The 18,520-nt window shown below is 55.8% G+C and carries 30 protein-coding genes; 29 read left to right on the plus strand and 1 reads right to left on the minus strand.

The genetic code is table 11. The annotated features are described in order from the left end of the window. The first annotated feature begins 207 nt into the window (after window positions 1-207). The 29 genes from rpsJ (at window position 208) to FZE95_RS18685 (ending at window position 15,427) form a co-directional block, all read left to right on the plus strand. Window positions 208-519, plus strand: coding sequence for a 30S ribosomal protein S10 (gene rpsJ, locus FZE95_RS18545; protein ID WP_028614853.1), 312 nt, complete (start codon window positions 208-210; stop codon window positions 517-519). A gap of 93 nt (window positions 520-612) precedes the next feature. Beyond that, window positions 613-1,251 (plus strand): 50S ribosomal protein L3, encoded by a 639-nt coding sequence (gene rplC, locus FZE95_RS18550; protein WP_150302311.1) that lies wholly within the window; start codon window positions 613-615, stop codon window positions 1,249-1,251. A 12-nt stretch (window positions 1,252-1,263) separates the two neighbouring features. Continuing rightward, entirely contained in the window at window positions 1,264-1,866 is a 603-nt protein-coding gene (gene rplD / locus FZE95_RS18555) for a 50S ribosomal protein L4 (protein WP_150302312.1), read from the plus strand. Continuing rightward, window positions 1,863-2,159: a 50S ribosomal protein L23 gene (rplW, locus tag FZE95_RS18560; protein ID WP_150302313.1), complete on the plus strand. Its 297-nt coding sequence runs from the start codon at window positions 1,863-1,865 to the stop codon at window positions 2,157-2,159. Before rplD ends, rplW begins: the two co-directional genes overlap by 4 nt. Window positions 2,160-2,174: 15 nt before the next feature. Further along, entirely contained in the window at window positions 2,175-2,999 is an 825-nt protein-coding gene (gene rplB, locus FZE95_RS18565; protein ID WP_150302314.1) for a 50S ribosomal protein L2, read from the plus strand. 17 nt (window positions 3,000-3,016) lie between these two features. After that, on the plus strand, window positions 3,017-3,292 hold the full coding sequence (rpsS, locus tag FZE95_RS18570) for a 30S ribosomal protein S19 (protein WP_150302315.1): 276 nt from the start codon (window positions 3,017-3,019) through the stop codon (window positions 3,290-3,292). Between the two features lie 11 nt (window positions 3,293-3,303). Further along, window positions 3,304-3,636: a 50S ribosomal protein L22 gene (rplV, locus tag FZE95_RS18575; protein ID WP_150302316.1), complete on the plus strand. Its 333-nt coding sequence runs from the start codon at window positions 3,304-3,306 to the stop codon at window positions 3,634-3,636. A 9-nt stretch (window positions 3,637-3,645) separates the two neighbouring features. After that, window positions 3,646-4,326 carry a 30S ribosomal protein S3 gene (gene rpsC / locus FZE95_RS18580; protein WP_150302317.1) on the plus strand — a complete coding sequence of 227 codons (681 nt, stop codon included), beginning with the start codon at window positions 3,646-3,648 and terminating at the stop codon, window positions 4,324-4,326. A gap of 11 nt (window positions 4,327-4,337) precedes the next feature. Next, window positions 4,338-4,751 (plus strand): 50S ribosomal protein L16, encoded by a 414-nt coding sequence (rplP, locus tag FZE95_RS18585; protein WP_150302318.1) that lies wholly within the window; start codon window positions 4,338-4,340, stop codon window positions 4,749-4,751. Beyond that, complete coding sequence (rpmC, locus tag FZE95_RS18590; RefSeq protein WP_150302319.1) at window positions 4,751-4,942, plus strand: 50S ribosomal protein L29; 192 nt, start codon at window positions 4,751-4,753, stop codon at window positions 4,940-4,942. The genes rplP and rpmC overlap by 1 nt, the downstream gene beginning before the upstream one ends. Window positions 4,943-4,944: 2 nt before the next feature. Then, on the plus strand, window positions 4,945-5,208 hold the full coding sequence (rpsQ, locus tag FZE95_RS18595; protein WP_150302320.1) for a 30S ribosomal protein S17: 264 nt from the start codon (window positions 4,945-4,947) through the stop codon (window positions 5,206-5,208). Between the two features lie 42 nt (window positions 5,209-5,250). Continuing rightward, on the plus strand, window positions 5,251-5,619 hold the full coding sequence (gene rplN / locus FZE95_RS18600; protein WP_088277353.1) for a 50S ribosomal protein L14: 369 nt from the start codon (window positions 5,251-5,253) through the stop codon (window positions 5,617-5,619). An 11-nt stretch (window positions 5,620-5,630) separates the two neighbouring features. Then, window positions 5,631-5,945: a 50S ribosomal protein L24 gene (gene rplX / locus FZE95_RS18605; protein WP_150302321.1), complete on the plus strand. Its 315-nt coding sequence runs from the start codon at window positions 5,631-5,633 to the stop codon at window positions 5,943-5,945. Window positions 5,946-5,962: 17 nt separating this feature from the next. After that, the gene (gene rplE, locus FZE95_RS18610) at window positions 5,963-6,502 is read left to right on the plus strand and encodes a 50S ribosomal protein L5 (protein WP_150302322.1); all 540 of its coding nucleotides are present in this window, start codon (window positions 5,963-5,965) and stop codon (window positions 6,500-6,502) included. Between the two features lie 10 nt (window positions 6,503-6,512). Beyond that, entirely contained in the window at window positions 6,513-6,818 is a 306-nt protein-coding gene (rpsN, locus tag FZE95_RS18615; protein WP_150302323.1) for a 30S ribosomal protein S14, read from the plus strand. Between the two features lie 39 nt (window positions 6,819-6,857). Continuing rightward, window positions 6,858-7,250, plus strand: coding sequence for a 30S ribosomal protein S8 (rpsH, locus tag FZE95_RS18620; RefSeq protein ID WP_150302324.1), 393 nt, complete (start codon window positions 6,858-6,860; stop codon window positions 7,248-7,250). A 12-nt stretch (window positions 7,251-7,262) separates the two neighbouring features. Next, complete coding sequence (gene rplF / locus FZE95_RS18625) at window positions 7,263-7,793, plus strand: 50S ribosomal protein L6 (RefSeq protein WP_150302325.1); 531 nt, start codon at window positions 7,263-7,265, stop codon at window positions 7,791-7,793. Between the two features lie 10 nt (window positions 7,794-7,803). Next, window positions 7,804-8,154, plus strand: a complete 351-nt coding sequence (rplR, locus tag FZE95_RS18630; RefSeq protein WP_150302326.1) for a 50S ribosomal protein L18 — start codon at window positions 7,804-7,806, stop codon at window positions 8,152-8,154. Between the two features lie 10 nt (window positions 8,155-8,164). After that, window positions 8,165-8,668 carry a 30S ribosomal protein S5 gene (gene rpsE, locus FZE95_RS18635; RefSeq protein ID WP_150302327.1) on the plus strand — a complete coding sequence of 168 codons (504 nt, stop codon included), beginning with the start codon at window positions 8,165-8,167 and terminating at the stop codon, window positions 8,666-8,668. A gap of 6 nt (window positions 8,669-8,674) precedes the next feature. Beyond that, window positions 8,675-8,857 (plus strand): 50S ribosomal protein L30, encoded by a 183-nt coding sequence (gene rpmD, locus FZE95_RS18640; protein ID WP_150302328.1) that lies wholly within the window; start codon window positions 8,675-8,677, stop codon window positions 8,855-8,857. Window positions 8,858-8,860: 3 nt separating this feature from the next. Next, on the plus strand, window positions 8,861-9,295 hold the full coding sequence (gene rplO, locus FZE95_RS18645) for a 50S ribosomal protein L15 (protein ID WP_150302329.1): 435 nt from the start codon (window positions 8,861-8,863) through the stop codon (window positions 9,293-9,295). Further along, complete coding sequence (gene secY / locus FZE95_RS18650) at window positions 9,296-10,624, plus strand: preprotein translocase subunit SecY (protein ID WP_150302330.1); 1,329 nt, start codon at window positions 9,296-9,298, stop codon at window positions 10,622-10,624. Window positions 10,625-10,650: 26 nt separating this feature from the next. After that, window positions 10,651-10,767, plus strand: a complete 117-nt coding sequence (gene rpmJ, locus FZE95_RS18655; RefSeq protein WP_084672050.1) for a 50S ribosomal protein L36 — start codon at window positions 10,651-10,653, stop codon at window positions 10,765-10,767. 175 nt (window positions 10,768-10,942) lie between these two features. After that, window positions 10,943-11,299, plus strand: coding sequence for a 30S ribosomal protein S13 (gene rpsM, locus FZE95_RS18660; protein ID WP_150302331.1), 357 nt, complete (start codon window positions 10,943-10,945; stop codon window positions 11,297-11,299). A 20-nt stretch (window positions 11,300-11,319) separates the two neighbouring features. After that, entirely contained in the window at window positions 11,320-11,709 is a 390-nt protein-coding gene (rpsK, locus tag FZE95_RS18665; RefSeq protein ID WP_022962893.1) for a 30S ribosomal protein S11, read from the plus strand. A gap of 13 nt (window positions 11,710-11,722) precedes the next feature. Further along, window positions 11,723-12,343: a 30S ribosomal protein S4 gene (gene rpsD, locus FZE95_RS18670; protein ID WP_150302332.1), complete on the plus strand. Its 621-nt coding sequence runs from the start codon at window positions 11,723-11,725 to the stop codon at window positions 12,341-12,343. 25 nt (window positions 12,344-12,368) lie between these two features. Continuing rightward, entirely contained in the window at window positions 12,369-13,370 is a 1,002-nt protein-coding gene (locus tag FZE95_RS18675; RefSeq protein WP_150302333.1) for a DNA-directed RNA polymerase subunit alpha, read from the plus strand. Between the two features lie 26 nt (window positions 13,371-13,396). Next, complete coding sequence (gene rplQ, locus FZE95_RS18680) at window positions 13,397-13,780, plus strand: 50S ribosomal protein L17 (protein WP_150302334.1); 384 nt, start codon at window positions 13,397-13,399, stop codon at window positions 13,778-13,780. A gap of 186 nt (window positions 13,781-13,966) precedes the next feature. Beyond that, window positions 13,967-15,427, plus strand: a complete 1,461-nt coding sequence (locus FZE95_RS18685) for a catalase (RefSeq protein ID WP_150302335.1) — start codon at window positions 13,967-13,969, stop codon at window positions 15,425-15,427. Between the two features lie 212 nt (window positions 15,428-15,639). Here FZE95_RS18685 and uvrA read toward each other — a convergent pair whose 3' ends face one another. Continuing rightward, complete coding sequence (gene uvrA / locus FZE95_RS18690) at window positions 15,640-18,471, minus strand: excinuclease ABC subunit UvrA (protein ID WP_150302336.1); 2,832 nt, start codon at window positions 18,469-18,471, stop codon at window positions 15,640-15,642. Window positions 18,472-18,520: the final 49 nt, after the last annotated feature.

An 18,520-nucleotide genomic window follows, 5' to 3' on the forward strand; every position in this document is an offset into this window, starting at 1 on the left:
GGCGGACGTACCGTTGGTGCCGGTGTGGTTGCCAAGATTATCGCCTGATAATCTGATGCCATAAACAAAAGCCCCCGTTCAACGGGGGCTTTTGTATTTTGGTTGACACTGGGTAGGTGCATCAGTAGAATTGCGCCTCCCTTGGATGGGCCTACCTGCGGTATTGAGGTGTGCTCTGAAGAATTGAAGCTTGGAGTTTCTGGTCAAATGCAGAACCAACAGATTCGTATTCGGTTGAAGGCTTTTGACCACCGCCTGATAGATCAGTCAACCCAGGAAATCGTGGATACCGCGAAACGTACTGGGGCTCAGGTCCGTGGTCCGATACCTTTGCCGACGCGCAAAGAGCGTTTTACAGTGCTGGTTTCCCCGCACGTCAATAAAGATGCCCGTGATCAGTACGAGATCCGCACCCATAAAAGGGTTCTGGATATCGTTCAGCCTACCGACAAAACTGTCGATGCGCTGATGAAGCTGGATCTGGCAGCTGGCGTTGAGGTTCAAATCAGCCTCGGCTGATAGCCCCACACGACGGGGGCTATAAGTCGTGCAACGCCCTGAAATGGGCGGCCATAGCGGGTAATAGCCCCGTGCACTCATGAGGTTTACAAGATGACTATTGGTTTAGTCGGCCGGAAATGCGGTATGACCCGCGTTTTCACTGAAGATGGCGTTTCCATTCCGGTTACGGTTGTAGAAGTAGAGCCGAACCGCATCACCCAGGTAAAATCCCTCGATTCGGATGGCTATCAAGCTGTTCAGATCACCGTGGGCGAGCGTCGCGCCAAGCGCGTCAGCAAGCCGATGGCAGGACATTTTGCCAAGGCAAACACCGCAGCAGGGCGTCAGGTATGCGAATTCCGTTTGGAAGGCGATACCGAATACCAGGCTGGGGCTGAAATCACTGTCAGCATTTTTGAAGCGGGCCAGAAGGTCGATGTCACCGGTCAGTCCAAAGGTAAGGGCTTCGCCGGTACGATCAAGCGCTGGAACTTCCGCGGCCAAGATGCTACCCACGGCAACTCCGTATCCCACCGTGTACCAGGTTCCATTGGCCAATGCCAAACTCCGGGCCGTGTATTCAAGGGCAAGAAGATGGCCGGGCACATGGGCGCTGAACAAGTGACCGTGCAGACCCTGGAAATCGTACGCGTTGACGCCGAACGTAACCTGCTGCTCATCAAGGGCGCGGTACCTGGCGCACCCGGCAGCGACGTAGTCGTCCGCCCGGCTGTCAAGGCCAAGGGTTAAGGGGGAGTTACCATGAATTTGAATGTAGCTGGCGCAAACGCGATCGAAGTTTCCGATCTGACCTTTGCCACAGAATTTAACGAGACTCTGGTTCACCAGGCCGTAGTTGCCTTTATGGCTGGTGGTCGTCAGGGTACCAAGCAGCAGAAGACACGTTCCGACGTTTCCGGCGGCGGCAAGAAGCCATTCCGCCAGAAAGGTACTGGCCGTGCCCGTGCTGGTACTATCCGCAGCCCGATCTGGCGTGGGGGCGGTACCACTTTCGCTGCACGTCCGCAGAACCACGAGCAGAAGTTGAACCGCAAGATGTATCGCGGTGCACTGCGCTCCATTCTGTCCGAACTGGTTCGTCTTGAGCGCCTGGTGGTGGTTGAAGACTTTTCCGTTGACGCTCCGAAGACCAAGACATTGGTCGGCAAGCTCAAGGATCTGAACCTGGAGAACGTGCTGATCGTTACTGACAGTCTTGATTCCAACCTGTACCTCGCTGCGCGCAACCTGCCGCATGTTGATGTACGCGATGTTCAAGGTTCGGATCCGGTCAGCCTGATCGCTTACGACAAGGTACTGATCACCGTACCTGCTGTTAAGAAGTTCGAGGAGATGCTGGGATGAACCAAGAGCGCATTTTCAAAGTACTGCTTGGCCCGCATGTGTCCGAGAAGGCTACCGTGCTGGCTGACAGCAAAAACCAGTTCGTGTTCAAGGTGGAAAACACCGCGACCAAACTGGAAATAAAGAAGGCCGTTGAGCAGCTGTTCAACGTCAAGGTCAAGACCGTTTCGACCTTGAATGTCAAAGGCAAGACCAAGCGAACCGTACGCGGCCTGGGCAAACGTAATGACTGGAAAAAGGCATATGTAAGCCTGCAGCCCGGTCAAGACATCGATTTTGCCAGCGCTGAATAAGTTAAGGGGTACATCATGGCAATTGTAAAATGTAAACCTACTTCCGCTGGCCGCCGCTTCGTTGTCAAGGTCGTGAACGCTGACCTGCACAAAGGTGCTCCGTATGCGCCTTTGCTAGAGAAGCAAGGCAAGTCAGGTGGTCGTAACAATAATGGCCGTATCACCACGCGTCATCGTGGGGGCGGTCACAAGCAGCACTACCGTATGGTTGATTTTCGTCGCAACAAGGATGGCATTCCTGCTGTCGTTGAGCGTATCGAATATGATCCAAACCGTACCGCTCATATTGCTCTGCTCAAGTACGCCGACGGCGAGCGCCGCTACATCATCGCCCCCAAGGGCGTGACTGCCGGTGATCAGCTGGTATCGGGTGCCGAGGCGCCGATCAAGCCGGGTAATACGCTGCCGCTGCGCAACATCCCAGTGGGTAGCACTATCCACGCGATCGAACTGAAGCCGGGTAAAGGCGCTCAGGTAGCTCGCAGTGCTGGTGCTTCCGTTCAACTGGTTGCGCGTGAAGGCGCATATGTAACTGTGCGTCTGCGTTCCGGCGAGATGCGCAAGGTGCTTGGCGAGTGCCGTGCCACTATGGGCGAAGTGTCCAATGGTGAGCACAGTCTGCGCTCCCTGGGTAAGGCTGGTGCCAAGCGCTGGCGCGGTGTTCGTCCGACCGTTCGTGGTGTTGCCATGAACCCGGTTGATCACCCGCACGGTGGTGGTGAAGGCCGCACATCCGGTGGTCGTCACCCGGTGTCGCCATGGGGCTTCCCGACCAAGGGTGCCAAGACTCGGTCAAACAAGCGGACTGACAAGATGATTGTCCGTCGTCGCAGCAAGTAATTAGAGGGGAAACGACAGTGCCGCGTTCTCTGAAGAAAGGACCTTTTATCGATCTTCACCTGTTAAAGAAGATCGAAGTTGCAGTTGAGAAGAACGAGCGTAAGCCGGTCAAAACCTGGTCGCGCCGTTCGATGATTCTGCCGCAGATGGTTGGTTTGACCATCGCAGTACATAACGGTCGTCAACATGTACCGGTAATTATTTCCGAAGACATGGTCGGTCACAAGTTAGGCGAATTCTCTGCTACGCGTACCTATCGCGGTCACGCTGCAGACAAGAAAGCCAAGCGCTAAGGGGTTAGAAGATGGAAGTAGCCGCTAGTCATAAAGGCGCCCGACTCTCTGCCCAGAAAGCGCGCTTGGTCGCTGACCAGATCCGCGGGAAGAAAGTTGAAGAGGCCCTGAATCTGCTGGCTTTCAGCAACAAAAAGGCCGCTGAAGTCATCAAGAAAGTGCTCGAGTCGGCAATTGCCAACGCAGAGCACAACGATGGCGCGGACGTGGATGACCTGAAGGTCTCCACCGTGTTTGTAAACGAAGGTCGCTCTCTGAAGCGCATCATGCCACGCGCCAAAGGCCGTGCTGATCGCATCGTAAAGCGGTCTTGCCACATCACGGTCAAGGTTGCTGACAAGTAGGAGTCGATCATGGGTCAGAAAGTACATCCGACGGGCATTCGCCTGGGTATTGTTAAACAGCACACTTCGGTGTGGTATGCAGATGGCCGCACTTACGCGGACTATCTGAACACTGATCTGAAGGTACGCGAGTACGTTCAGAAGAAGCTGAAAAGCGCTTCGGTCAGTCGCGTTGAGATTCAGCGTCCGGCTCAAACCGCCAAGATCACCATTCACACTGCCCGTCCAGGCATCGTGATTGGCAAGAAGGGCGAGGATGTCGAGAAGCTGCGTCAGGAACTGACACAGCAGATGGGTGTGCCGGTGCATATCAACATCGAAGAGATCCGCAAGCCGGAGCTCGACGCTGCCCTGGTAGCACAGAGCGTTGCTCAGCAGTTGGAGCGCCGCGTGATGTTCCGGCGTGCCATGAAGCGCGCCGTACAGAACGCGATGCGTATTGGTGCCAAGGGTATCAAGATCCAGGTTGGTGGCCGCCTCGGCGGTGCCGAAATCGCCCGGAGCGAATGGTACCGTGAAGGCCGTGTGCCGTTGCACACGCTGCGTGCCGACATCGACTACGCAACGTATGAAGCCCACACCACATACGGTGTGATCGGTGTGAAGGTTTGGATTTTCAAAGGCGAGATCATTGGTGGTCAGCCCGAAGAAATCAAAACCGTCGCGACCAAGAAAAAAGCTGCTAAGTAAGGGGTACGCACATGTTACAACCCAAGCGTACGAAGTTCCGCAAGCAAATGACCGGCCACAACCGTGGCCTGGCGCATCGCGGCAGTAAAGTGAGCTTTGGCGAATTTGGACTCAAGGCCGTCGGCCGCGGTCGTCTGACTGCCCGTCAGATCGAAGCCGCCCGTCGCGCCCTGACTCGTCACGTTAAGCGTGGCGGTAAAATCTGGATCCGTGTCTTCCCGGATAAGCCGATTTCCAAGAAGCCTTTGGAAGTGCGGATGGGTAAAGGTAAGGGTAACGTCGAGTACTGGGTAGCCCAGATCAAGCCTGGCAAGGTCCTGTATGAGATTGAAGGTGTTTCCGAAGAGCTGGCGCGCGAGGCATTTACTCTTGCCGCTGCCAAGCTGCCTCTCGCTACCACCTTTGTTAAGCGGACGGTGATGTAATGAAAGCGACAGAACTTCGTGAAAAATCTGCCGAGCAGCTCAACGAGCAGCTGCTCACCCTGCTGCGTGACCAGTTCAATCTGCGCATGCAGAAGGCAACCGGTCAACTCGGTCAGAGCCACCTGCTGAAGCAGGCCAAGCGTGACATCGCTCGAGTCAAGACCGTGCTCAACCAGAAAGGTGGTAAGTGATCATGGCCGAGACCAATACAGTTCGTACCGTTACTGGCCGTGTGGTCAGCAACAAGATGGAAAAGACCGTCACTGTGCTCATCGAGCGCCAGGTAAAGCATCCGCTGTACGGTAAGTACGTGCGCCGCTCTACCAAGCTGCACGCACATGACGAGAACAACGAATGCCGCATCGGTGATCTGGTAACTATTCGGGAAACCCGTCCCTTGGCTAAAACCAAGAACTGGACCCTGGTACAGGTCGACGAGCGCGCGGCGCAAGTTTAAGCCCGCGCTTCTTGGCGGAATTTTCAAGGGTCGGAGAAAGTTATGATTCAGACTCAATCCATGCTGGATGTGGCTGACAACAGTGGTGCACGTCGCGTTATGTGTATCAAGGTTCTGGGCGGTTCTCACCGCCGCTACGCTGGCATTGGCGATATCATCAAAGTGACCGTGAAGGAAGCGATTCCCCGCGGCAAAGTAAAGAAAGGCCAGGTGCTCAATGCGGTCATCGTGCGTACCCGTCACGGTGTACGCCGTACAGACGGTTCGTTGATCCGTTTTGATGGCAACGCAGCCGTTCTGCTCAACAACAAGAATGAGCCGATCGGTACCCGCATCTTTGGGCCAGTGACGCGTGAATTGCGTAACGAGCAGTTCATGAAGATCGTTTCCCTCGCGCCCGAAGTGCTGTAAGGAGCCCGGTCATGCAAAAGATCAAACGTGACGACGACGTAATCGTCATCGCCGGTAAAGACAAAGGCAAGCGCGGCAAGGTCCTCAAGGTCCTGGCTGACTCTCGCCTGCTGATTTCCGGCGTCAACATTATCAAGCGGCACACCAAGCCAAATCCCATGGCTGGTTCGCAAGGCGGTATCGTTGAGAAGGAGGCGCCCATCCACGTCTCCAACGTGGCAATCTTCAACGCCGAGACCAGCAAGGCCGACCGTGTCGGCTTCAAGGTCGAAGACGGTAAGAAGGTTCGTATTTTCAAGTCGACGCAAAAGTCCGTCGACGCTTGAGAATCTAGGTGCTTACCATGGCAAGATTGAAAGAACACTACCGGACTACTCTCGTTCCCAAGCTCAAGGAAGACCTGGGCCTGCAGAATGTGATGGAAGTTCCGAAGCTCACCAAGATCACCCTGAACATGGGCCTTGGCGAGGCAGTTGGTGACAAGAAAGTCATCGAAAACGCAATGGCTGACCTCGAGAAGATCACTGGCCGTAAAGGCATCGTGACCTATGCTCGCAAGTCTATCGCCGGTTTCAAGATTCGTGACGGCTGGCCGATCGGTGTCAAGGTAACCTTGCGCCGTGAGCAGATGTACGAATTTCTGGATCGTCTGTTGGCTATTTCTCTGCCCCGCGTGCGCGATTTCCGTGGCCTGAACATCAAGTCGTTCGACGGTCGCGGTAATTACAGCATGGGTGTCAAAGAGCAGATCATCTTCCCGGAAATCGATTACGACAAGATCGATGCCCTGCGTGGTCTGGACATTACTTTGACAACCACTGCACGGACGGACGACGAAGGTCGTGCGCTGCTGCGTGCGTTCAACTTCCCGTTCCGTAACTAGGAGTCAGGTAATGGCAAAAGTCAGTATGAAGAACCGCGAGTTGAAGCGCACTCGTACGGTTGCCAAGTACGCTGTTAAGCGTGCTGAGCTCAAAGCCATCATCGGCAACATCAACGCGTCTGTTGAAGACCGTTGGAATGCTCAGATGGCATTGCAAAAACTGCCGCGTGATGCGAGCCCTGTCCGCCAGCGTAACCGCTGCCGCATGACTGGCCGTCCACACGGCGTATATCGCAAGTTCGGCCTCTCGCGCATCAAGTTGCGTGAAGCTGCGATGCGCGGTGATGTACCCGGTCTGGTTAAAGCCAGCTGGTAATCCAGACCTCAATTACTCAGTTTCAGGAGCAGAAAGCCCATGAGTATGCAGGACCCGTTAGCAGATATGCTGACCCGCATCCGTAATGCCCAGATGGCTGAAAAGTCCAGTGTCAGCATGCCTGCGGCAAAGCTGAAGGTGGCTGTCGCCAAAGTACTTAAAGAAGAAGGCTATGTAGCCGGTTACGAAGTTCAGGGCGATGCAAAGCCTGTGCTGTCGATCGACCTCAAGTACTTCGAAGGCAAGCCGGTTATAGAAGATCTCAAGCGCATCAGCCGTCCAGGCCTGCGGCAGTACAAGTCCGTTGACCAGATTCCCAAGGTCAAGGGTGGACTGGGTGTTTCGATCGTCTCCACCAATAAAGGTGTTATGACTGATCGTGCCGCTCGCGCAGCCGGTATCGGCGGCGAAGTTCTTTGCACCGTATTCTGATAGGGGGTTACGATGTCTCGCGTCGCTAAAGACCCTGTCAAATTACCGCAGGGCGTAGAAATAAAGCTGAACGGTCAGGAACTTTCAGTCAAGGGTGCCAAAGGCTCTCTGGATCTGAACCTCCACTCGACAGTAGAAGTTGTTCAGGAAGACGGCGTACTGAAGTTCACCGCACGTCCTGGCAGCCCAAACATGGCCATGGCCGGCACGACTCGTGCGCTGGTACAAAACATGGTTACCGGTGTCACCCAAGGTTTCGAGCGTAAGCTGCAGCTGGTGGGCGTGGGTTACAAGGCGCAGGCCAAGGGTCAGACTCTGTCCCTGGCGCTGGGCTTTTCCCACCCGATCGACTATCAGCTGCCTGAAGGTGTTTCTGCGGAAACCCCGAGCCAGACTGACATCATCATTAAAGGTATCGACAAGCAACTGGTCGGTCAGGTAGCCGCGGAGATCCGTGATTTCCGTCGTCCCGAGCCTTATAAAGGCAAGGGTGTACGCTACTCCGATGAGGTCGTGCGTCGTAAAGAAGCCAAGAAGAAGTAGGGCATAGCAAATGAGCGATAAAAAAGTTATCCGTCTCCGTCGCGCTCGCCGTTCGCGTCTCAAGCAGCGCGAGCTGGAAGCCGTACGTCTGTGCGTGTACCGTTCTTCGCAGCACATGTACGCGCAAGTGATCTCAGCCGACGGTGGGAAGGTATTGGCCAGCGCATCCACTCTGGATGCCAGCCTGCGCAGCAGCGGTACTGGCAACGTCGAAGCCGCCAAGAAAGTCGGGCTCCTGGTAGCCGAGCGCGCCAAGGCCGCTGGGATTAGTCAGGTCTCCTTCGACCGTTCCGGCTTCAAGTATCATGGCCGCGTGAAAGCGCTGGCCGACGCCGCTCGTGAAGGCGGGCTGGAATTCTAAGGGTAGAGCTATGGCTAATTTCGAGCAGAAGCGCGACGAAGGTTATATCGAGAAACTGGTTCAGGTTAATCGCGTCGCCAAAGTAGTAAAAGGTGGCCGTATCTTCGCTTTCACCGCATTGACGGTGGTTGGCGATGGTAATGGTCGAGTGGGTTTCGGTCGCGGCAAGGCACGTGAAGTGCCAGCTGCGATTCAGAAGGCCATGGAAGCCGCACGTCGTAACATGATCCAGGTGGATCTGAATGGTTCGACTTTGCAGTATCCGGTCCGTGCTGCCCATGGCGCCTCCAAGGTGTTCATGCAGCCTGCTTCCGAAGGTACCGGCGTTATCGCCGGTGGCGCGATGCGTGCCGTCCTCGAAGCTGCTGGTGTGCATAACGTCCTGGCCAAGTGTTACGGTTCCACTAACCCGGTTAACGTCGTCCAGGCCACCTACAAGGGTCTGAAGTCAATGCAGTCTCCCGAGTCTGTAGCGGCCAAGCGCGGCAAGACCGTTGAAGACATCGTGGGGTAACCTGTAATGGCTAATGCAAAAATCAAAGTGACCCTGTACAAGAGTGCGATTGGTCGTCTGCCGAACCACAAGGCCTGCGTTAAAGGTCTGGGTCTGCGCCGTATCAATCACACCGTCGAGGTCGAAGATACCCCGTCTGTGCGTGGGATGATCAATCAGATCGCCTACATGGTTCGGGTTGAGGGTTAAGACATGAAACTGAATGATCTGCGTTCCGCGCCGGGTGCACGCCGTGAAAAGCTGCGCGTCGGCCGTGGTATCGGCAGCGGCCTGGGCAAGACTGCCGGCCGCGGCCACAAAGGTTTGAGCTCGCGTTCGGGCGGCACCGTCGCTCCGGGTTTCGAGGGCGGTCAGCAGCCGCTGCATCGCCGTTTGCCGAAGTTTGGTTTTACTTCCAAGATTGCAATGGTCACCGCTGAAATCCGTACCAGTGAGCTGAACAAGCTGGACGTTGATGTGGTTGACCTGCAGGCTTTGAAAGATGCCAACATCATCGGCAACAAATTCGTACGTGCCAAGGTCGTTCTCTCCGGTGATGTGACCAAAGCGGTCAACATCAAAGGGCTGATGGCCACCAAAGGTGCGCGTGCAGCGATCGAAGCAGCTGGCGGCAAGATCGAGGACTAAATGGCTAAGCAAGGCGCTCTCTCTGGAATGAAGCAAGGCGGCCTGACGGAACTGTGGGGGCGCTTGCGCTTCCTGTTCCTGGCGATCATCGTATACCGCATCGGGGCACACATACCCGTGCCCGGTATCAATCCTGATCGACTGGCTGACCTGTTCAGGCAGAACGAGGGAACCATACTTAGCCTGTTCAACATGTTCTCGGGTGGTGCTCTGGAGCGGATGAGTATCTTCGCTCTGGGCATCATGCCGTACATTTCTGCATCGATTATCATGCAGCTGATGACGGCGGTTAGTCCGTCGCTGGAACAGTTGAAGAAAGAGGGTGAATCCGGGCGTCGCAAGATAAGCCAGTACACCCGCTATCTGACTCTGGTACTGGCATTTATCCAGGCGATCGGCATGTCCGTTGGTCTGGCCGGACAGGGCGTGACATTTGATACTGGGTTCAGCTTCTACTTTGTAGCGGTGACAACCTTCGTAGCGGGTGCCATGTTCATGATGTGGCTGGGCGAGCAGATCACCGAACGGGGTATCGGCAACGGTATCTCCATGCTGATCTTTGCCGGTATTGTTGCCGGATTGCCAAGCGCTATCGGCCAATCTTTCGAGGCGGCACGTCAGGGCGATATCAATATTTTCGCGCTGATCGCGATCGCTTTGCTGGCAGTAGCGATGATTGCCTTCGTGGTATTCGTCGAACGCGGTCAGCGTCGGATTACGGTCAACTATGCCAAGCGTCAGCAGGGTCGCAAGGTATTCGCTGCCCAGACCAGTCATTTGCCCCTCAAGGTGAATATGGCCGGTGTGATTCCAGCGATCTTTGCCAGCAGTATCTTGCTGTTCCCGGCATCTCTGGGTACCTGGTTCGGCCAGGGCGAGGGCATGGGTTGGCTGCAGGGCTTGTCGCAGGCAATTGCCCCAGGGCAGCCTTTGAACATTATTCTGTTTAGCGCAGGGATCATTTTCTTCTGCTTCTTCTACACAGCGCTGATGTTCAATCCCAAGGATGTGGCTGAAAACCTGAAGAAGTCAGGCGCGTTTATCCCGGGTATTCGTCCGGGTGAGCAATCAGCTCGTTATATTGACGGGGTGATGACTCGACTGACCATGTTTGGTGCCATGTACATGACTGCGGTGTGTTTGTTGCCGCAATTCCTGGTGGTATCGGCTAATGTTCCCTTCTACCTGGGCGGGACGTCACTGTTGATCGTAGTTGTTGTTGTGATGGACTTCATGTCCCAAGTACAATCGCACCTCGTTTCTCAGCAGTACGAGTCTCTTATGAAGAAATCGAACCTGAAAGGCTACGGCAGCGGAATGCTGCGCTGAGAATCTGAAGGTTCTAGGAGTCGGTTATGAAAGTTGCAGCATCAGTCAAGAAGCTTTGCCGTAACTGCAAATTGGTCCGTCGCAATGGTAGCGTGCGGGTTATTTGCAGTGCTGAGCCCCGTCACAAGCAACGTCAAGGTTAATAATCCTTCCCGTTGATTGATGACTACGTCTCAGGATAACCGCCGCCCGGCCAGATAACTGGCTGGGCGGTTGATTTTTATTTTTGTTAGCGCTACCCTACTGCACCCTTTTTCACACACAGCTCGTGTTCGTTTTGGGTTGAGTCAGAGTAGCTGTCAGACGGAGTAAATTTGGATGGCCCGTATTGCAGGCGTCAACATCCCGGATAACAAGCATACTGTTATCTCTTTGACCTATATCTTTGGTATTGGTCAAACCAAGGCACAACAGATCTGTGCCGCAACCGGTATTGCGCCGGATGCAAAAATCAAGGATCTCAGCGAGGAGCAGGTTGATCTGCTGCGCACCGAAGTGGGCAAGAGCAACACTGAAGGTGACCTGCGTCGTGCGATCAACATGAACGTCAAGCGTCTCATGGATCTGGGCTGCTATCGCGGTCTGCGTCACCGTCGGGGCCTTCCGGTCCGCGGTCAGCGCACCAAGACCAATGCGCGTACCCGTAAGGGCCCACGCAAGCCGATCCGTAAGTAATCGCGAAGGAATATACAGATATGGCTAAGCCTGCTGCTCGTGTTCGTAAGAAAGTCAAAAAGACGGTGGTCGATGGGATTGCCCACATCCACGCGTCTTTCAATAACACCATCATCACCATCACCGACCGTCAGGGCAACGCTCTGAGCTGGGCGACTTCTGGTGGTTCCGGTTTCCGTGGTTCGCGTAAAAGCACCCCCTTTGCTGCCCAGGTTGCAGCGGAGCGTGCTGGTCAGGCTGCTCTGGAATACGGTCTGAAAAACCTCGACGTTAATGTGAAGGGCCCAGGCCCGGGTCGTGAATCGGCTGTTCGTGCTCTGAACTCTTGTGGCTACAAGATCAGCGGCATCACCGATGTCACCCCCATCCCACATAACGGCTGTCGTCCGCCTAAAAAGCGCCGCGTGTAACCAGGAGACGGAAATGGCTAGATATATTGGTCCCAAATGTAAACTGTCTCGTCGCGAAGGCACCGATCTTTTTCTCAAGAGCGGTGTTCGCGCCCTTGACTCCAAGTGCAAGCTGGAAAGCCCTCCGGGCGTCCACGGCCAGCGTCGTGGTCGTTTGTCCGAGTACGGCACTCAGTTGCGTGAAAAGCAGAAAGTCCGTCGTATGTACGGCATTCTGGAGCGTCAGTTCGCTAATTACTATAAGGAAGCTGCCCGTTTGAAGGGTGCGACCGGCGAAAACCTGCTGCAGTTGCTCGAACGTCGTCTGGATAACGTTGTTTATCGCATGGGCTTCGGCTCAACGCGTGCCGAAGCGCGTCAGCTGGTTTCGCACAAAGCGATCAGCGTTAACGGCAAGACTGTGAATGTTGCTTCGTTCCTGGTTTCTCCGGGCGACGTGGTTGCTGTTCGCGAAAAGGCCAAGAACCAACTGCGTATCAGCGGTTCTCTGGAGCTTGCTGCACAGCGTGGTCAGTCCGAATGGCTGGAAGTTGATGCAGCCAAGAAGGAAGGTGTCTTCAAGGCCCTGCCTGCACGGAGTGACCTGTACGCCGACATCAACGAAAGTTTGATCGTCGAGCTTTACTCCAAGTAAGCGTCAGTAAGCAAAAGGTGCCCCCATGCAGAGTTCGGTTACCGAGTTTCTAACACCACGTCATATCGACGTACAGGAAAGCTCGCCTACGCGTGCCAAGATTACCCTTGAGCCGCTTGAGCGTGGTTTCGGCCATACCCTGGGCAATGCGCTGCGTCGCATCCTGCTCTCCTCCATGCCCGGTTGTGCCGTGGTAGAGGCGGAAATCGACGGCGTTTTGCATGAATACAGCGCCATCGAAGGCGTACAGGAAGATGTCATCGAGATCCTGCTTAACCTGAAAGGGTTGGCGATCAAGATGCACGGCCGTGATCACGTTACCCTGACTCTTTCCAAGAAAGGGCAGGGGCCGGTCACCGGCGCAGACATTCAGCTGGACCATGACGTCGAGATCGTTAACCCGGATCACGTCATTGCCAACATGTCTGACAATGGTGTCCTGAACATGAAGTTGACTGTGGCACGCGGTCGGGGCTATGAGCCCTCCGATGCTCGCCAGTCTGAAGACGATGAGAGCCGCTCGATCGGCCGCTTGCAGCTTGACGCTACCTATACCCCGGTTCGCCGTGTGGCCTATGTAGTGGAAAGCGCTCGTGTAGAACAGCGTACCAACCTGGACAAACTGGTCATCGACCTGGAAACCAACGGTACCCTGGATCCCGAAGAAGCTATTCGCCGCGCTGCTACCATTCTTCAGCAGCAGCTGGCCGCTTTCGTTGACCTGAAAGGCGATCACGAACCTGTGATTGAGCATCAGGAAGACGAGATCGATCCGATCCTGCTGCGCCCGGTTGATGATCTGGAGTTGACTGTACGTTCGGCCAACTGCCTGAAAGCGGAAAATATTTACTATATCGGCGATCTGATCCAGCGTACCGAAGTGGAATTGCTGAAGACCCCGAACCTGGGCAAGAAATCCCTGACCGAGATCAAGGATGTCCTGGCTTCACGTGGTCTGTCACTGGGTATGCGTCTGGACAACTGGCCGCCTGCAAGCTTGAAGAAGGACGACAAGGTTTCGGCCTGATCGTCTCGACACCGAGGAATTGAGAGATGCGTCATCGTAAAAGTGGTCGTCACCTGAATCGGACCAGCTCACACCGTAAGGCCATGTTTCAAAACATGGCGGTGTCGCTGTTCGAAAACGAATTGATCAAAACGACTCTGCCCAAGGCCAAAGAATTGCGCCGTGTAGCTGAGCCGCTGATCACCCTGGCTAAGGAAGACACCGTAGCCAACCGTCGTCTGGCATTTGATCGTACCCGTAGCAAGGAAGCGGTTGGTAAATTGTTCAACGATCTGGGCAAGCGTTATGCCGAGCGTCCCGGTGGCTATGTCCGTATTCTCAAGTGCGGCTTCCGCACTGGTGATGCGGCTCCCATGGCCTATGTGGAGCTGGTTGATCGTCCGGAGCTGAGTGCAGCTGCCGACGAGTAAGACGTAAAGCGCAAGAGAAAAGCCGGATCCTTGGATCCGGCTTTTTTTTGCCTAAATTTTTTCTATTACATGCCTTGATTTATGTCATTGGGGTCGCTGCGCTTGTTTACCTATCATCGCACCTACGCAGAAAGGCAGAACACCGCACTGGATGCACCGAATGCTGACAACCTAAGGAGCTTCCCCATGACAGATAAACCTAAACTCACCACCGTAGCCGGTGCCCCGGTTGCCGAAAACCAGAACTCGATGACAGCCGGGCCGCGCGGTCCCATGCTGCTGCAGGACGTCTGGTTTCTGGAGAAGCTTGCCCATTTTGATCGCGAGGTCATACCTGAGCGCCGCATGCACGCAAAAGGTTCCGGCGCCTTCGGCGACTTTGTGGTCACCCACGACATTACCCGTTATACCAAGGCCAGGATATTTTCTACCGTAGGCAAGAAAACCTCCATGTTCGTGCGTTTCTCTACGGTCGCCGGTGAGCGCGGGGCTGCTGATGCAGAGCGGGATATTCGTGGTTTCTCCATGAAGTTCTATACCGAGCAAGGTAACTGGGACCTGGTGGGCAACAACACGCCTGTATTCTTTTTCCGCGATCCCCTGAAATTTCCTGATCTGAACCACGCCATCAAGCGTGATCCGCGCACCAACATGCGCAGCGCCAACAACAACTGGGATTTCTGGACCAGTTTGCCCGAAGCCTTGCATCAGGTGACCTACGTTATGGGTGACCGCGGCATCCCGGCTTCTTATCGGCACATGCACGGTTTTGGCTCGCATACCTATAGCTTCATCAGCGCCGATAACGAGCGTTACTGGGTCAAGTTTCACTTCAAGACCCAGCAGGGCATCAAGAACCTGACGGACGAAGAGGCGGCGGCGCTTGTCGCCGGTGACCGTGAAAGCTCCCAGCGTGACCTGTACGAAGCCATTGAGCGCAAGGATTTTCCGCGCTGGACTATGTTCGTGCAGATCATGCCCGAGATGGACGCGGCGAAGGTGCCTTACCATCCGTTCGATCTGACCAAGGTCTGGCCGAAGGGCGATTATCCGCTGATCGAGGTGGGCTATTTCGAGCTCAACCGCAACCCGGAAAACTACTTTCAGGACGTCGAGCAGGCTGCGTTTACACCGGCCAATGTGGTTCCAGGGATCAGCTTCTCGCCAGACCGGATGCTGCAAGGCCGGTTATTCTCCTATGGGGATGCTCAGCGGTATCGCCTGGGGGTAAACCATCACCAGATTCCGGTCAACGCGCCGCGCTGCCCGTTCCATAGCTATCACCGCGACGGCGCCATGCGGGTGGACGGTAACCAGGGCGGCCGCGTTTCCTATGAGCCGAACAGCCATCAGGAATGGCAGGAACAACCTGATTTCAGCGAGCCCCCTCTGGCTCTCGAAGGCGCTGCAGCGCGCTATGACTACCGTGCTGATGATGACGACTATTTCACCCAGGCAGGCAACCTGTTCCGTTTGATGTCATCGGAAGAGCAGCAGCGTCTGTTCCAGAACACTGCCCGGGCGATGGGCGGAGCTGATAGGCACATCATGATCCGCCACATACGTCATTGTATCCAGGCTGATCCGGCCTACGGTCAGGGCATGGCCGGTGCGCTGGGAATCCCGTTGACGGAAGTTCTCGGCTAACAGGGGAGCTCGGTCCGTAGAAGCCTGCAGCGTTCAGCTTCAGGCTTTTTTGTGCGCCGTCTGCAGGCAGTGAAAGGGGTTATGCGGTGGGATATCACAGCCCATAATCGTGGTTACTGGACGCCAGACGGTGGTCAACTTTTACTGTTGGCCCTATGAGCGGATAACGGGACAGCGTCTCTCGGCGCTGTCCCGATTCCCTGGTGCAGAAATCAGCTATCACGCTCCAGCAAAGGACCAAGGAAATGCCCGGTATGGGACTGTTTGGCCTTGGCGATATCCTCCGGCGTGCCGGTCGCGATGATCTGCCCCCCTTTAGACCCGCCTTCAGGACCGAGATCCACTAGCCAATCGGCTGTCTTGATCACATCCAGGTTGTGCTCGATCACCACAATGGTATTGCCGTGATCACGCAGACGATGCAGCACATCCAGCAGCTGTTGAATATCAGCGAAATGCAGTCCGGTGGTCGGCTCGTCGAGGATATACAGCGTCTTACCGGTATCACGTTTGGACAGTTCCCGAGCCAGCTTTACCCGCTGCGCTTCGCCACCCGACAGCGTCACCGCCGACTGACCCAGACGAATGTAAGACAGGCCTACATCCATCAGCGTCTGTAGCTTGCGCGCCAGCGACGGCACGGCATCGAAGAACTCGCGGGCTTCCTCGATCGTCATTTCCAGCACTTCGTGGATATTCCTGCCCTTGTACTTGATCTCCAGCGTCTCGCGATTGTAGCGCTTGCTCTTGCAGACATCGCAGGGCACGTAGATGTCCGGTAGAAAGTGCATTTCCACCTTGATCAGGCCATCACCCTGGCACGCCTCGCAGCGTCCACCCTTGACGTTGAAGGAAAAACGCCCGGCTTTATAGCCCCTCGAACGTGCCTCCTGGGTGCCGGCAAACAGATCCCGTATCGGCGTGAACAGCCCGGTATAGGTGGCCGGATTGGAGCGCGGCGTACGGCCGATTGGGCTCTGGTCGATATCGACCACCTTGTCCAGGTGCTGCAGGCCATCGAAGCTGTCGTAGGGGGATGCCTCAAGGGTGGTGGCGCCATTGAGTGCGGTGGCACTGATCGGATATAGCGTGTTGTTGATCAGTGTTGATTTGCCTGAGCCGGAAACGCCTGTCACGCAGGTCATCAGGCCGATCGGGATTTCCAGATTGACGTTCTGCAGGTTGTTGCCACAGGCACCCTTCAGGCGCAGCCATTCATCCTTGCGCGGCGGATGCCGTTCGGCTGGTACCGGTATCTTGACGCGTCCGGACAGGTATTTGCCTGTCAGGGAGTCGGGGTGTTCCATCACCTGAGCAGGCGTGCCCTGCGCCACTATCTGGCCGCCGTGCACACCAGCGCCCGGGCCGATATCCAGCACATAGTCGGCCATGCGAATAGCATCCTCGTCATGCTCAACAACGATGACAGTATTCCCCAGATCGCGCAGGTGAATAAGCGTGCCCAGTAGTCGTTCGTTATCGCGCTGGTGCAAGCCGATTGAGGGCTCATCGAGAATGTACATGACGCCCACCAGGCCAGCGCCAATCTGGCTGGCCAGACGGATACGCTGAGCTTCGCCGCCCGACAGGGTATCGGCGCTACGGTCCAGGCTCAGGTAATCCAGCCCGACATTGACCAGAAACATCAGCCGCGCGCGGATCTCCTTGAGAATTTTCTCGGCAATTTCGCCGCGGTTGCCGGGCAGATGCAGCTGCATGAAATATTCTGCCGCAGCCCCCACCGGCATGGTGGTGATACCCGGGAGGTTGCGATCGTCAATGAACACATGCCGCGCTTCGCGGCGCAAACGCGTGCCATGGCAATCCTGACAGGGCTGGGTGCTGAGAAACTTGGCCAGATCCTCGCGCACGGTCTGCGATTCGGTTTCCCTGTAGCGGCGCTCCAGATTGGGCAGAATGCCCTCAAATGGATGCTCACGCTTGACGATGTCGCCACGGTCATTCAGATAACGGAAGGGCACCTTTTCGCTGCCGGTGCCGTTCAGCACAAGCTTGCGGTGTTTGTCTGACAGGTCATCAAAAGCTGTATCAAGGTCAATGCCGTAATGCCCGGCCAGCGAGCTGAGCATCTGGAAATAGTAAACGTTGCGCCGGTCCCAGCCGCGTATGGCGCCTTCGGCCAGCGTCAGCTCGCCATTGACCAGCCGCCGTGCATCGAAGAATTGCTTTACCCCCAGTCCATCACAGGTACTACAGGCGCCGGCTGGATTGTTGAACGAGAACAGGCGCGGTTCCAGCTCGCTGATCGAATGACCGCAAATCGGGCAGGCAAAGCGGGCACTGAAGGTCACTTCATCGCCGTCTTCGCCCTCCATGGGAGCAACTATCGCAACACCGTCGGCCAGCTTGAGGGCGGTCTCGAAGGACTCTGCCAGACGCAATTGCAGGTCTTCGCGGACCTTGAACCGATCCACTACGACCTCAATGGTGTGTTTGCGGTTTTTCTCCAGCACTGGCGCTTCGTCCAGGTCATGGATGCGGCCATTGATCCGTGCGCGAACGAAACCCTGGGCGCGCAGCTCGTCAATCAGCGCCAGATGCTCGCCCTTGCGATCACGCATGACCGGCGCGAGCAGCATGAGCTTGCTTCCCTCGGGATACGCCAGCACCTGATCGACCATCTGGCTGATGGTCTGGGCGGCGAGTGGTTCGCCATGATCCGGGCAAAGTGGGATGCCTACCCGTGCAAACAACAGCCGCAGGTAGTCGTAGATCTCGGTAATGGTGCCGACGGTCGAACGCGGGTTGTGCGACGTTGATTTCTGTTCAATGGAAATCGCCGGTGACAAGCCTTCGATATGGTCGACGTCGGGCTTTTCCATGATCGACAGAAATTGCCGGGCATAGGCAGAAAGTGACTCAACGTAACGACGTTGGCCCTCGGCATAGAGCGTATCGAACGCCAGAGAGGATTTCCCGGAACCGGACAGGCCGGTGATGACGATGAGCTTGTCACGGGGCAGGTCGAGGTCAATGTTCTTCAGGTTGTGGGTACGGGCCCCACGAATAACGATGGTATCCACTGTACATCCACCCAAGGCCAGCAAAGCTGATTAGTATACGTTGCTCATG

It is taken from the genome of Pseudomonas profundi (assembly GCF_008638305.1).
GTDB classification, from domain to species: domain Bacteria; phylum Pseudomonadota; class Gammaproteobacteria; order Pseudomonadales; family Pseudomonadaceae; genus Halopseudomonas; species Halopseudomonas profundi.